16 protein-coding genes are annotated in these 13,535 nt (G+C 66.4%); 12 read left to right on the top strand and 4 right to left on the bottom strand.

Annotated elements, in window-relative coordinates; genetic code table 11:
- The first annotated feature begins 106 nt into the window (after positions 1–106).
- From WEA80_04895 to WEA80_04875, 5 genes are all read left to right on the top strand, one after another.
- On the top strand, positions 107–2,626 hold the full coding sequence (locus WEA80_04895; GenBank protein ID MEX1185906.1) for a glycoside hydrolase family 9 protein: 2,520 nt from the start codon (positions 107–109) through the stop codon (positions 2,624–2,626).
- 108 nt (positions 2,627–2,734) lie between these two features.
- Positions 2,735–2,929 carry a type II toxin-antitoxin system HicB family antitoxin gene (locus WEA80_04890; protein ID MEX1185905.1) on the top strand — a complete coding sequence of 65 codons (195 nt, stop codon included), beginning with the start codon at positions 2,735–2,737 and terminating at the stop codon, positions 2,927–2,929.
- A gap of 3 nt (positions 2,930–2,932) precedes the next feature.
- Positions 2,933–3,145 (top strand): type II toxin-antitoxin system HicA family toxin, encoded by a 213-nt coding sequence (locus WEA80_04885; protein MEX1185904.1) that lies wholly within the window; start codon positions 2,933–2,935, stop codon positions 3,143–3,145.
- 502 nt (positions 3,146–3,647) lie between these two features.
- Positions 3,648–3,947, top strand: coding sequence for a type II toxin-antitoxin system RelE/ParE family toxin (locus WEA80_04880; protein ID MEX1185903.1), 300 nt, complete (start codon positions 3,648–3,650; stop codon positions 3,945–3,947).
- Positions 3,948–3,949: 2 nt separating this feature from the next.
- The gene (locus tag WEA80_04875; protein MEX1185902.1) at positions 3,950–4,255 is read left to right on the top strand and encodes a HigA family addiction module antitoxin; all 306 of its coding nucleotides are present in this window, start codon (positions 3,950–3,952) and stop codon (positions 4,253–4,255) included.
- Positions 4,256–4,268: 13 nt separating this feature from the next.
- Here WEA80_04875 and WEA80_04870 read toward each other — a convergent pair whose 3' ends face one another.
- Together WEA80_04870 and WEA80_04865 are read right to left on the bottom strand one after the other, a co-directional pair.
- A complete protein-coding gene (locus WEA80_04870; GenBank protein MEX1185901.1) occupies positions 4,269–4,595 on the bottom strand; it encodes a hypothetical protein in 327 nt (108 codons plus the stop codon).
- Between the two features lie 67 nt (positions 4,596–4,662).
- Complete coding sequence (locus WEA80_04865; protein ID MEX1185900.1) at positions 4,663–5,346, bottom strand: nucleotidyltransferase domain-containing protein; 684 nt, start codon at positions 5,344–5,346, stop codon at positions 4,663–4,665.
- Positions 5,347–5,541: 195 nt separating this feature from the next.
- Between WEA80_04865 and WEA80_04860 the strand changes: the two genes are divergently transcribed.
- The 7 genes from WEA80_04860 (at position 5,542) to queD (ending at position 11,881) form a co-directional block, all read left to right on the top strand.
- Entirely contained in the window at positions 5,542–7,488 is a 1,947-nt protein-coding gene (locus WEA80_04860) for a CocE/NonD family hydrolase (GenBank protein ID MEX1185899.1), read from the top strand.
- A gap of 88 nt (positions 7,489–7,576) precedes the next feature.
- Positions 7,577–8,059 carry a DUF4440 domain-containing protein gene (locus WEA80_04855; protein ID MEX1185898.1) on the top strand — a complete coding sequence of 161 codons (483 nt, stop codon included), beginning with the start codon at positions 7,577–7,579 and terminating at the stop codon, positions 8,057–8,059.
- Positions 8,060–8,160: 101 nt separating this feature from the next.
- Positions 8,161–8,370: a hypothetical protein gene (locus WEA80_04850; protein ID MEX1185897.1), complete on the top strand. Its 210-nt coding sequence runs from the start codon at positions 8,161–8,163 to the stop codon at positions 8,368–8,370.
- Positions 8,349–8,915, top strand: a complete 567-nt coding sequence (locus WEA80_04845; protein ID MEX1185896.1) for a hypothetical protein — start codon at positions 8,349–8,351, stop codon at positions 8,913–8,915. Before WEA80_04850 ends, WEA80_04845 begins: the two co-directional genes overlap by 22 nt.
- A gap of 62 nt (positions 8,916–8,977) precedes the next feature.
- Positions 8,978–10,777, top strand: coding sequence for a gamma-glutamyltransferase (gene ggt, locus WEA80_04840; GenBank protein MEX1185895.1), 1,800 nt, complete (start codon positions 8,978–8,980; stop codon positions 10,775–10,777).
- A 7-nt stretch (positions 10,778–10,784) separates the two neighbouring features.
- Positions 10,785–11,504 carry an SDR family oxidoreductase gene (locus WEA80_04835; GenBank protein ID MEX1185894.1) on the top strand — a complete coding sequence of 240 codons (720 nt, stop codon included), beginning with the start codon at positions 10,785–10,787 and terminating at the stop codon, positions 11,502–11,504.
- Between the two features lie 14 nt (positions 11,505–11,518).
- A complete protein-coding gene (gene queD / locus WEA80_04830) occupies positions 11,519–11,881 on the top strand; it encodes a 6-carboxytetrahydropterin synthase QueD (protein ID MEX1185893.1) in 363 nt (120 codons plus the stop codon).
- A gap of 51 nt (positions 11,882–11,932) precedes the next feature.
- Here queD and WEA80_04825 read toward each other — a convergent pair whose 3' ends face one another.
- Together WEA80_04825 and WEA80_04820 are read right to left on the bottom strand one after the other, a co-directional pair.
- Positions 11,933–12,544, bottom strand: a complete 612-nt coding sequence (locus WEA80_04825; GenBank protein ID MEX1185892.1) for a hypothetical protein — start codon at positions 12,542–12,544, stop codon at positions 11,933–11,935.
- An 11-nt stretch (positions 12,545–12,555) separates the two neighbouring features.
- Positions 12,556–13,509, bottom strand: coding sequence for a DNA/RNA non-specific endonuclease (locus tag WEA80_04820; GenBank protein ID MEX1185891.1), 954 nt, complete (start codon positions 13,507–13,509; stop codon positions 12,556–12,558).
- Positions 13,510–13,535: the final 26 nt, after the last annotated feature.

Raw genomic sequence — 13,535 nt, 5'->3', positions numbered from 1 at the left:
CGTAGCGCAGACTCAGCAACGCGCGCTCAGCCCCATTCCGCTCGAGCACTCCGCCGAGTTCGCGTGGCTCCGAAAACCAGTCCACGCTTCGCGCACGCTCGACGACATGACGCGCCTGGAAGCCTGGCGCTCCTCGGGCACGGCCACCGTCACCTTCCCCGCTAAGCCCCGCCCCGGCAACATGCGCGTCCTTCGCGTGGACATGCAGCTGTTCCGCGACGCGCCGGCGCCCACGCGCAGCCGGCTGTCGTCCGTCAACCTCCGGCGCGCGTTCGACGGCGAGGACTGGCGCGCGTACAACCGCCTCTCCCTCTGGATCAAGGCCGAGGTCCGCGGCTTTCCGATGCTGCCGCTGGCGATCGTCCTGCGGAACGACGGCGCTGAGAAAGTGCCGGACCGCTACGGCCGCGAAGGGACCCACCACGTCACGCTCGAGAACGACAAGTGGACGAACGTCGTGTGGGAGATCGAGCCGCTCGCGCGCGACCGCGTCACGGCGATCGAGATCGGCTACTGGGTCAACAAGATGCTCGCGCTGCCGGGCGACACCGTCGCGTTCGAGATCGGCCGCATCGAGCTGCAGCAGGTCACGCCGGACCACCACACAGGCTGGAACGTCGCGCCGGGGAAGATCGCGTTCAGTCACACGGGCTACCTCCCGCATTCGCGCAACACGGCGATCGCAAGCGATGTCACCGCGGCCAGGTTCGAGCTCGTGCGTCTGCCCGACGGGCAGCGTGGGCGCGCGTTCGCCAGCTTCCCCGTGCGCCCGGTGCAATCCCGCCTCGGCACATTTCAGGAGATGGATTTCTCCGGCTGGAGACTGCCGGGCACTTACGAGATTCACGTCGGCGACAGAAAGTCGCGCGCCTTCCGCATCGGCGACGACGCGTGGGACGGCACGATCTGGAAGACGCTCAACTTCTTCTACGGCAATCGCTGCGGCTTCGACGTGCCCGGCTCACATCCCGTCGACCACCTCGACTGGTTCGCCACGCACGGCAGTGGCAGCATCGTCATGAGCGGCGGCTGGCACGACGCGGGCGACCTGTCGCAGGGCACGGTCAACACCGGCGAAGCGGTGTACGCGATGTTCGCGCTCGCGGAGCGCCTGCGCGAGCGCGGCGGCGATCCCGCGCTGATCGCGCGCGTGCTCGAGGAAGCGAAGTGGGGGCTCGACTGGGTGATGCGCGTGCGCTTCCCGGGCGGCTATCGCCTGTACTTCGCCAGCCACAACCTGTGGACCAACAACGTCGTCGGCGACGAGGACGATCGCACGCGCGCCGCGCGCAACAATCCCAACGTCAACTACATCGCGGCGAGCGCCGGCGCGATCGCGTACCGCGTGCTGCAGGACAGCGAGCCGACGCTCGCCGTGCGCGCGCTCGCGATGGCCGAGGACGACTGGAGTCACGCGATCGTGGGACTGGAATCGCGCGAGACGCGCGACACGCCCGCGTTCGCCGCGACTCCGGTCGAGCTCGCCGGCATCGGCGCCACCGCGTCGCTCGAGCTGTACCGCGCGACGGGCAACGATAAGTACGCGGACAAGGCGGTCGAGCTGGCGCGCGTGATCGTCGCGTCGCAGCAGAAGACGCCGGTCGGCTCGGCGTTCCCGCTGGCGGGCTTCTTTTGGACGGGGCCGGACCGTGACACGCTCTTCCACCAGTTCCACCGCGGCAATGACCAGGCGCCGGTCGTGGCACTCGTCCAGCTCGTCGAGACACTGCCCGATCACGTGGACTGGATGAGCTGGTACGCCGCGGTTGCGCTGTACGCTGAGTACCAGAAGCGGAGCGCGACGACGACCGCGCCGTACAACGTGCTCCCCGCGTACGTGTACCGCGTGGGCGACGAGGTCCGCGAGGTGCCGGACTCCGGCGCGATCCACGGCGCGACACGGGCGGCGTACCGCGCGCAGGTGCTGCAAGGGATGGAGTTGGGTGACGGCTGGTATCTGCGCGCGTTCCCGGTCTGGTTCGCGCGCCGCGGGAATTACGGCGTGCTGTTGTCGCAGGCCAAGGCGCTGTCCGCGGCCGCGCGTCTCCGGGGGGACAGCGCCGGGATGGATCTCGCCTACGCCCAAGCGCAGTGGATCGTCGGGCGCAACCCGTTCACGCAGAGCACGATGTACGGCGAGGGGTACGACTGGGCGCAGCAGTACAGCGTGTCGTCGGGCGATTTCGTGGGCTCGCTACCGGTGGGGATGCAGAGCCGCGACACGACCGACCTGCCCTACTGGCCGTCGCAGAACATGTACGTCTATAAGGAAGTGTGGGTGCACCCGAGCAGCCGGTGGCTGTGGCTGATGTCGGATTTGCTGGGCGGGCCGGTGGCGTCACCCGCGCGTTCGGGGTTTGACGTCAGTGTGACGTCACATGCGCGTCAGCAGCTGACGATCCGTGTGACGGTCAGGGATCCGGCGGTGCGGACGCTCGAGCTGCGGTCGGACGGGTTGGTCGTCAGCCGGCCGTCACGCCGAGTGACGCGGAGGGGACGCGGGCCGGGGGTGGTGGAGTGGAGGGTGCGGCGGGTGGATCCGGGTGCGGTTTGGCTGGCGGTCGTGATCCCGGACGGCGACGTCTCCCGGCGGCGGGAGGTGCCAGTTACTGCGCCTGCACCGTAACCACGTGCCCACGGCCGCGGATTGCTTGCTGTACTCGCATTATGATGGCGCTTTTCTCCCGATCGAGGGTATGTTGGTGGGAGCCCTTCCCGTAGTGGAGATTCCCTCGTGAAATACAAAATTGCACTTCATCGCTCGGACGAAGGCTTTAGCGCTTCAGTGCCCGGCCTGCCCGGCTGTTGGTCACAGGGAAAGACCGAAGCTGAGGCTCTGAAAAATATTCGCGAGGCGATTCGCGACTATCTCGCTGTCCGCGACGATCTCCTTCAGGATGCCGATGTGCGCGAGGTAGAGGTGGCCTGACAAGTGCCGCGCATCCCGGGCGTCAATCATCTCGACGCCGTCCGGGCGCTCGAGAAGGTCGGCTTTCGAATCGCCCGCCAGGGCAAGCACATCGTCATGACGAACGATCAGCGCATCCTTACGATTCCCCGTAATAATCCGGTGAATGCTTTTACCATGGGCGGTATTGCGCGCGACGCCGGATTAACGCCGGAGGAATTTCGAAAACTCCTTTGAGGCGGGAAAGACGCCCTGTGTGGCCCTGAAAATCATGAGCGATTCGAGCTTTCCAAACGGATGGCGGGGTAACACGCGAATCATTGGCGCTCGGCGTTACCCGTCGAGAACGGTTCAGGTATGAAGAAGGCTGCTAAGAGAAGTCCCGCCAGGAAAAGCGCGCGCAAGGCGGACACGGGCGATGGGCGGCCGGTGTATGACTTCGGCGGCGGCATCCGCGGTAAGTACGCCGGTCACTATGCCGAAGGGACGAATCTCATCCTGCTAGACCCCGAATTGGCTGCGGTGTTTCCTGATTCGCGGTCCGTATGTCGCGCCCTCAGGGCGTATCTCAAGACCAGTCCGAAACGACCCACCGCGTAACCGCGATTCCCGTCCCCGAATATGGCCACCCTTCGATTACGGCAGCCATGTAACGCTTTCGGCTTTGTAGTCCAGTGTGGCTAGGGTGCGCCATGCCTCCCAGCCTTGCGTATAGTAACGTCCCGCGTTATTATCAACCGTGATCCGGAGCTTCGCCGACCGGGATACCGAACGGCTGTTTCTGCGCGAGCCGGTTCGCCGGTTCCCGCCGGGCCTGCTCAGGATCATGCTCCGGATCATGCTCCGGAAGCTGCTGCTGCTCGAAGCGGCTGAAGCACTTCAGGATCTCCGGGTTCCGCCGGGGAACCGGCTCGAAAAGCTTCGCGGGCGTCGCGCTGGGCAGTTCAGCATCCGGGTCAACGATCAATGGCGAATCTGTTTCCGCTGGTCGGACGCAAGCGCCCACGACGTCGAGATCGTGGATTACCACAGGGAGTAGGCATGCCTGCACGAAGGATTCCACCCATACACCCGGGCGAGATATTGCTGGAGGAATTCCTCGAGCCACTTGGACTTTCCCAGTATCGGCTGGCCCACGACATCAGCGTGCCGCCGCGGCGTATCAACGAGATCGTGCACGGCAAGCGGGCCGTTACCGCCGACACTGCCCTGCGATTGGCTCGTTATTTCGGCACCACCGATCGGTTCTGGCTGAACCTGCAGACGCGCTTCGATCTCGAGCGGGAGCTGGACCATCTGGGCAATCGGCTGGAGAAGGAAGTCCGGATCCTGAAGCGGGCCAGCTAGTGAACATGCCCGCCTAAGCGGGTCTTTGCTCCAACAGGGCCGCCGCCCATGTGCCGTACGAGTCGGCAACCTCCAGCAGTTGCTTCCCCTGCGCGAGAGAATAGTAGGACCCCTGATACGATACGGTGTCCTTCAGCAGCAGCACTTTCCGGAGCTGCTTTGCCCGCGTTTCCGGCAGAAGACTGCCGAGAATCGAGCGCAACGTCTCCACGGCTTTCGTGTGCTCGTCCGCGCTCCTCTTCTCGCCGTACGCGATCGAAAGGGCGTCCGTATAGCTGATCGTCGCGTGGATCGCCAGCAACGCGATCGCGTTGCCGTACGGGGCATCGTCGTCGGCCACATCGGAGAGAGCTCTCGCGCTCGCCAGAAATACGCGCCCGGTATCGGCGTATTTCGGCGCCTGAGCCCTATCGGTTCTTCGTGTCGTTGTGCGTTTTACCATTGCAAAGCTCCCGCGGGATCTCGCCCATGATCATTCTGGCGGAACGTATTGCCCGTCTCAAAAACCTGTTGTCCTTGCGGAGCTGCGTAGCGACCTGCTCTCGCGCCATTACAACGGGCCGCACGTCGGCGCCGAACTCCTTTCGCCAACCAGCCACGTTGTCAGCGATAGCCTCGAGAATCCGCTGCACGCCCTCGTCATCGCTGGTCAGAACAAAAAGGTCGATGTCGCTTCCCGGTTTGTCCTCGCCCGTAGCCGCGCTTCCAAATAACCAGGCAGCGGTCACATGAGCTCGACCTCCGGAGACGATCCCGCCTTTCTGCTCGACGGCAGTCAGGCTGGCCCTGATCGTGTCGAAAAACGTGGCGGGCCAATGCGATTCGTCACGGAAGAGCCGCTTAAACGTCTTGAAAAGCCTGTGGTCGCGGTTCGCCCGGCAAAGAAATTGGCGGCCGGAAATCTCACGGTGAATGAGCCCCAGCTTGGCCAATTCATTCACGGCGGCGAGCATCGCCGGGTTCGTGCTCCCGGTCAGGCGCGCGGCTTCACGCGCGGAGACTGTGCGATCCTGCTCGACAAGAAGGCGAAGCAGCCGGACCTTGCTTCTCGACCCGAATGCGCTGTCCAGAGGCGTGGTAAGGAATCCCATGGCCAAATCCTCCCTATGACATAATAATATATCATCTGACATATTTCTATGTCAAGGGACATACTATTATATCAGAAAGGTGCCCTCCGTCTCCTTTCCGACCACCAGTAAGTAGCTCTCTTCCGCCTCGGCCGCCGGGGGCGGAAATTCCACGTGAATGCACGCTTTCATCATAGCCGCCTTCCAGGAGCGTATATGCGCCTCCGTATCGCACTCACCGCCTCTCTCGCATTCCTCGCCGCCCCCGCCTTCGCGCAGGGCCGCACCCCACAAGAGCTGCAGGCGCTCCGCGCGCAACGCGACTCGCTCGAGCGGGAGCTCCAGTCCATCGCCGTAGTCGAGCGCAAGATCATGCTCCCCATGCGCGACGGCGCGCGCATGCAGCTCGACGTGTACCGCCCAAAGAACGCGGCCGCAGGCGTCCCCGCCGTCTTCGTGCGCACGCCGTACAACATGAACTTCTGGGACGTCACCACCGGCGCGCCGGCGGACATGACTACGCAGCTCACCGCCGTGAAGCGCGGCTACGCGCTCGTGCTCGGCAACGAGCGCGGCCACTTCTTCTCCGAGGGCAACTACGACATCCTCGGCCCGCCGCTGAGCGACGGCGTCGAGGAGATCGAGTGGATCGCGTCCCGGCCATGGTCCAACGGAAAGGTCGGCCTCATCGGCTGTTCGTCCACGGCCGAGTGGCAGATGGCGGTCGCGGCCCGGGCGCCGAAAGGATTGGCGGCGATCGTCCCGCAGGGGTTCGGCGCCGGCGTGGGCCGCGTCGCGCCGTACTTCGAGCAGGGGAACTGGTACCGCGGCGGCGCGGTGCAGCTGCTGTTCGTCTCCTGGATCGCGGGCCAGCAGAACCAGGTCCGGCCCATGTTTCCGCCGAACACGTCGCAGGAATATCTCGTTCGCGCCGCGCGGCTGTTCGATCTCGCCCAGCGCGCCGCGCCGATCGACTGGGCGAAAGCGTTCTGGCATTTGCCGACGCGGGACCTCATCGAGAACGCCGGTGGCCCGCGCGGCATCTTCGCCGACTCGATGCCCGTTCCTACGGGCGGCGCGATGATCCAGCGCGCGCCCAACGATCCGGCGTGGTACCGCGGCGGGCTCTTTCACGACAACATGAAGATCAACGTCCCGGGACTCTGGTTCATGTCCTGGTACGACGTCAGCACCGGGCCCAACCTGGCGACGTTCAATCACGTGCGCCGCACCGCCGACCCCGCCATCGGCAACCGGCAGTACGCCTTCATCGCCCCTACCCTGCACTGCGCGTACAGGAGAGCGACGGAGAACACGGTCGTCGGCGAGCGGAGCGTGGGCGACGCGCGCTACGACTACGACGCGCTCACCTACGGTTGGTTCGACCACTTCCTGAAAGGAGAGAACAACGGCCTGCTCGACACGATGCCCAAGGTCCGCTACTACACGATGGGCAGCAATAAATGGCAGAGCAGCGACACGTGGCCGCCGCGCGGCGCGCAGCCGATGACGTTCTATCTGAGCAGCGGCGGCAGGGCCAACACGCTCAATGGCGACGGCGTGCTCATGCTGCGGCCGCCGGCGCGGGACAGGCCCGACTCCTTCACCTACGATCCCATGCACCCGGTGCCCTCGCTCGGCGGCAACGTCTGCTGCCAGGGAAACGCGCTCACCGGCGGCGCGATGGATCAGCGCAGGATCGAGGAGCGCCCCGACGTGCTGGTGTACACGTCCGAGCCGCTCGCGCAAGGGCTCGAGGTGAGCGGGCCGATCGACTTCACCGTGTACGTGTCGTCGGACCGCAGGGACACGGACATCACCGTGAAGCTGCTCGACGTGTATCCGGACGGGCGCGCGTACAACCTGGACGAGACGATTCAGCGGCTGCGCTATCGCGACGGCTACGACAGGCAGGTCTTCATGCAGCCGGGGCGGGTGTACAAGGTGGCGTTCCAGCCCATGACGACGAGCAACTGGTTCGCTCCGGGGCACCGCATCCGCATCGAGGTGTCGAGCTCCAACTTCCCGCGCTTCGACCGCAACCTGAACACGGGCGGCAACAATTACGACGAGACGGCGGGGCTCGCCGCGCGGAACGTGGTGCACCACTCGCGGACGTATCCGTCGAGCCTCACGCTGAGCGTCGTGCGCAACCGCAGGTGAGCCAGGCGACTCGGCGCTACTCGTCGATCAGCACAGATAGAGTCGGACATAACGAACCGCCAATGCCAACATTCACAATGGAGAACCCATGCGTGCCCCAGCCATAGCAGTCGCCGCTGCCTTGCTGTCCGTCGCCTGCGCGTCCGAGCCGAGCCTGGACACCGAGCGCAATGCCATACTCCACGCGGACAACGCGTGGCTGGCGGCGGCGGCGAGCCGCAACGTGGATTCGACGCTCAGCTTCTGGACCGACGACGCCAGGGTGATCAGCCCCGGTGAGCCCCCGATCGTGGGACGCGACGCGATCCGCAAGATGCTCACGGACGCATACGCCCTCCCCGACTTCACCGTGTCATGGCATACCGACGAGGTCATCGTCGGGCGTGGCGGCAACATGGCGTACTCCCTCGGCACGAATCAGTTCACGATGCCGAACCCATCGGGCGGAATCGACACGCTTCGCGGCCAGGGTGTGGTCGTCTGGCGGAAAGGCGACGACGGCCGCTGGCGCTCGGCAGTCGACAGCTGGACGCCGGCACCGGCGCCGGCGCCGGCGGGATCGCCCCGGTAGGCGCTCCGTGGTCTTCCATCCGCTGAAGCGGGAGCGGACGCGCTGGAACATGCTGCAGGCGGAGAGTTTCGGGGGATGAGCCGAACGGTATATTCATCCGCGTGAAACCGAGCCGAAGCCACGCGGTCTACCTCGACATCCTGCGGCGCATGTCCCCGGAGGATCGCTTGCGAAAGGCGTTCGAGCTTTCGGATCTCTCCAAATCGCTGTTCGAGCACGGGCTCCGGCGGACGTTCCCCGACCTCGAGCCCGCGGAGCTTCGCGCTCTGGCCCGCCGCCGGCTCGACAAATGTCACAACAGGATTTACTGAAGCGGGTCGTCGCCGCGCTGGAGCGGATCGGGATCGATTACATGATCACCGGCTCCGTCGCATCGAGTCTCCAGGGCGAGCCTCGCGCGACGCATGATCTGGATGTGGTGGTCGAGGTGGACGACAGCTCGGTGCCGGCGCTGCTCGCTGCATTCCCGACTCCCGAGTTCTATCACGACGATTCCGCGGTGCGGGAGGCGGTGCGGGATCGAACCGGTTTCAACGTGATCGAGACCGCTGAGGGAGACAAAGTCGATTTCTGGCTCCTCACCGATGACGCGTACGACCGGAGCCGCTTCGCGCGGAAATACGAGGAGGACGTGTTCGGCACGCGCCTCAAGGTTTCGGCGCCCGAGGACACGATTCTGCAGAAGCTCCGCTGGGCGAGCCTTTCCGGCGGGAGCGAGAAGCTGTATGGCGATGCGCTTCGGGTCTACGAGGTTCAACACTCCCGCCTCGACCAGGATTATCTCGCCGAATGGTCGACCTTCCTCGGCGTCGAGCAGGAGCTGGCGCGGATTCGGCGCGAGTCCGAGCCGGTCTGAGATGAGGATTAGACCTTGATCGGCGTACGGAACCGCCGAAATCCGCTATCATGAGACTACCGATGCGAAAACTTGCACTGTTCTTCCTCGCGTGTGCCTGCGGCGCGCTCGTCGCCACGGGCGCGTGCTCCGGCAACCTGCGCCCCTCGGACACGACGCTCGCGCCCGCCGGCTGGGCATTCCCCGCCGACCAGGTAGTCCCGACCTACGGCACCGACGGGATGGTCTCCACCACCGACCGCGTCGCGAGCGAGGTCGGCGCCGAGGTGCTGCGCCGCGGCGGGAACGCGGTCGACGCCGCGGTGGCGACGCACTTCGCGCTCGCGGTCGCGAATCCGGAAGCGGGCAACATCGGCGGCGGCGGCTTCATGATCGTCCGCCTCGCGGACGGCACGACCGCGGCGCTCGACTTCCGCGAGAAGGCGCCGCTCGCCGCCACGCGCGACATGTACCTCGACTCGACCGGCGCGGTGAGCGAGCGCGCACTCGTCGGACATCTCGCCGCCGGCGTGCCCGGATCGGTCGCGGGGATGTGGGAAGCGCACAAGCGCTTCGGCTCCCTCCCGTGGGCCGAGCTCGTGCAGCCCGCGATCAATCTGGCCGAGGGGATCGTCGTGCACGCGCGGCTCGCGCGCTCGCTCCAGTCGAACGTCGAGGATCTCCGACGCTTCCCCGCCACCGCCGCGATCTTCCTCGTGGACAGCCAGCCGCCGCGCGTCGGCGACCGGCTCGTGCAGCGCGACATGGCGGCGACGCTCCGCCGCATCGCGCGCGACGGCAAGGACGGCTTCTACCGCGGGGAGACGGCGGAGCTGATCGAAGCCGAGATGCGGCGCGGCGGCGGCATCATGACCCGGGAGGATCTCGCCGCGTACGACGCACCCTGGCGCGATCCGATCGTGTTCGAGTACCGCGAGCACACGGTCATCTCGATGCCGCCCCCGTCGTCCGGCGGGATCACGCTCGCGCAGATCCTCAACACGCTCGAGGGCTTCGACCTCCGCTCGCTCGGCTACCACTCGCCCGATCACGTGCACCTGTGGACGGAAGCCGCGAAGCGCGCGTTCGTGGACCGGAACGAGTATCTCGCCGACCCCGACTTCGTGCCGCAGCCCACGCGCGAGCTGATCTCGGAGGAGTACGCGCTGCGGAAGCGCGCGGAGATCGACATCGATCGCGCTACGCCTTCGGCGCGCGTCCTTCCGGGACTGGGCCCGTTCGCGCGGACCGCGCGCACTGCCCGCCGCGAGGGTGAGAACACCACGCACTACTCGATCATCGACCGCGGCGGCAACGCGGTCGCCGTCACCACCACGATCAATTCGCTGTACGGCAATCTCGTCACCGTCGCCGGCGCGGGCTTCCTGCTGAACAACGAAATGGACGACTTCGCCGCGCTGCCTGGCACGCCGAACCAGTTCGGGCTCGTGCAGGGCGAGGCCAACGCCATCGAGCCGGGCAAGCGCATGCTCTCGGCAATGACGCCGACGGTCGTGCTCGATCCCGCGGGGCGCGTGAAGCTCATCACCGGCTCGCCCGGCGGACCGACGATCATCACGACGGTCGCGCAGATCATCTCGAACGTCGTGGACTTCGACATGGACGCCGGCAGCGCCACCGCCGCGCCGCGGCTGCACCACCAGCACCTGCCGGACACGCTCTTCTACGAGCGCGCGGGGATACGCGAGGAGACGGTGGTCGAGCTGCGCGCCCGCGGCCACGCGGTTCGCACGCGCTCGGGCTACCAGGGCGACACGCAGACGATCATCGTGCTGCCGGACGGGAGGCTCGTGGGCGTCGCGGATCCGCGGCGCGGCGGGGCGGCCGTCGGTGTGCGCGCGGCACGCCAGGTGGTACAATAGGAGAGCGATGACTCTCCAGCTCGATTCGACGACCGCCGTGGTGACCGGCGGCTCTCGCGGCATCGGGCTCGCGATCACCGCCGCGCTGTTGAACGCCGGCGCCAACGTCGTCATCTGCGGCACAAATCAGTCGCGCCTCGATGCCGCGCGCCGCACGCTGCGAACGGGGGAGAAGCGGCTCGAGACCGTGCGCGCCGACGTCCGTAAGCGCGCGGACGTGGATCGGCTGATCGCCACCGCGGTCAGCCGCTTCGGCGGGCTCGACATCCTGATCAACAACGCCGGCGTCGGCATCTTCGCCAACGTCGCCGATACGAGCGATGCGGACTGGCAGCGCATGCTCGACACGAATCTCACCGGCGTGTTCTACTGTTGCAGCGCGGCGATCCCCAAGCTGCGAAAGCGCGGCGGCGGGTGGATCATCAACATCAGCAGCCTCGCGGGGAAGAACCCGTTCGTCGGCGGCGCGGCGTACGGCGCGTCGAAGGCGGGGTTGAACATGTTCAGCGAGACGCTGATGCAGGAGGTGCGGCACGACGGGATCCGCGTCTGCTGCGTCCTGCCCGGCTCCGTCGCGACGGAGTTCCGGACGCCCGGCGCGAGCGACACGAACTGGATGCTCACGCCGGATGACGTCGCGCGCGTAGTGATGGATCTGCTCGCACAGCCGGACCGCAGCTTGCCGAGCCGCGTGGAGCTGCGGCCGTCGCGCCCGCCGAAGAAGTAGAGCGAAATCCTCGCATGGAGATCTTCAAGGAGTTCGGCTTCGAGGCAGCGCACCGGCTGCCGAACGTGCCCCCGGGGCACAAATGCTTCCGGCTGCACGGCCACTCGTTTCGCTGCGAGGTTCACGTCAGCGGACCGCTCGATCCCACGCTCGGCTGGGTACTCGACTTCGCCGAGATCAAGACGGCGGTGAAGCCGATCGTCGACCAGCTCGATCATCGCTACCTGAACGAGATCGAGGGGCTGGAGAATCCCACGTCGGAGAATCTGGCGATCTGGATCTGGGACCGGCTGCGCCCGTCGCTCCCGGGGCTCTCGCGCATCGTGATCCGCGAGACATGCACATCGGGGTGCTCGTATACCGGCCCGGGGGGATAGTGACGTCAGGGGCGTGGCTACGAGCGAGGTTCAGGCATCCCTGGAGCAGATTCAGTTTGTGAGCAAGCTGAGGCCCAGTGTTGCCAGCACGAACGGCAGCGGCCGCGCGTACGCGCGGTTCCCGTCCCTGCCCTGAAAGTGCATCGCGATGACCTCCCCGCCGGGGCTGACCCAGAGCGCGCCGGAGTCGCCATGCTCGGTTAGGACGTATTCCTCCGCCGCGTCCGGATCCGGCGCGATCTCGATCAGCGTCTCGCCGGCATAGCTGATCACGCCCGCTGTCAGTCCGGTCTCGGCGCCGAACTTGAGGACGCGCATGCCTTCGACAGCGTCAGCGACACCCCGTATCGGACCGAGCGTCCGGATCTCGGGCGCGACGGGAACGCCGGGGAGTAGCGGCGCGGCAGCGACGTCGAACCGCGCGTTCATCATCGCCAGCCTGGTCAACGCGATCATCTCGCTCGTGAGCTCGCTACCCGGCTGCCAGATCGGCTCGCCGTCGCTCGGCGGCTCGGTCGCACCCCGGGTCCTGCCGAGCACGTGATAACAGCTCACGAGAACATGTTCGTTGCCCGGCCCGACCCCGACGAAGCCGAGCGTGCCAGGACTCCCGGTTCGCCCGTTGACGATCTTCGATCCGCTGACCAGTGGCGCTTGCGGCACGTGATCCTCCGTTACTCGCGCGGGTCCCACAGCGGGCCGGCGTTGTTGATCACCGCCGGCGCCTGGCCGCCCGGCAACTCCGGGAAGAAGGTGATCCCCGCTCGGCGCTGCACCCACGCGACCGGTCGTATGAACTCGTTGAAGTCCACCGTCTTGTCGTACGGCTTGTTGGGAAACACGAACGCGACGGATTCCCAGCCGTCGCCGTCGCGCTTCCGTCCGATGATGATCTTGTACAGGTGCGTCGGCACGCTCACGCCCCTGCCGATCCACTCGTATTCGACGTAGCCGCGCGCAGTCGACGGATCGTCCTCCCGCGGATCCCAGAACAGCGGACCGGTGATCGAGTAGATCGTGTCGCGCGCTTCGGCCCAATCGCGGACGCGCTCCTCCAGCGCGGCCCACGCCTGCCGATTCAGCCGCGAGTTCTGCGGCACCGCGTTCGACAGGAAGAAAGTCTCGTCGCGCAGGCGCTGGCTCCGGCGCTGATTCGCCAACGGCGCCTGATGACCGCGGTCATAGCCCGACCTGGTGTAGTCCTTGTCTACGGCGCGCGCTTCGACGGGCAGCAGCGGGTCGGCGCGAAACTTCACGCGCTCGCCGGTGAGCGGACCCGTTACCTGATACCGCGTGACCCGCTCGCACACCCAGATCGGGATCCGGTCCTTCTCGCTCGCCTCCAGCGCATAGCCGTCGCGCGTGACGATGTACGTAATGCCGAAGTCTTCCGCGCGCCGCAGCCGCGGCTGCCCCAGCGGACACTGCGCGTCCAGCCGAGCCTGATCGGCTGGAGAGAGCCCCGCCTGCTGCTCCGAGTAGGTCGTGCCGATCGCGGGCCGGATGGCGACTGTCGGTTTCGCCGCGGCGCAGCCCCACGACGCGGAGAGCAGCAGCGCGAGGAAGATTCTGCTCGCGCCGGAGCCGGAGCTCCACGCAGCTGCTCGACGGAATTCGAACCCTTTCATGACCACCTCTCGCTGAATGTCATTTC

Source organism: Gemmatimonadaceae bacterium, from assembly GCA_040882285.1.
Lineage (GTDB): Bacteria > Gemmatimonadota > Gemmatimonadetes > Gemmatimonadales > Gemmatimonadaceae > JACDCY01.
Note: the sequence above shows the minus strand (reverse complement) of the source record. Positions and strands in the feature narration are given on the sequence as shown.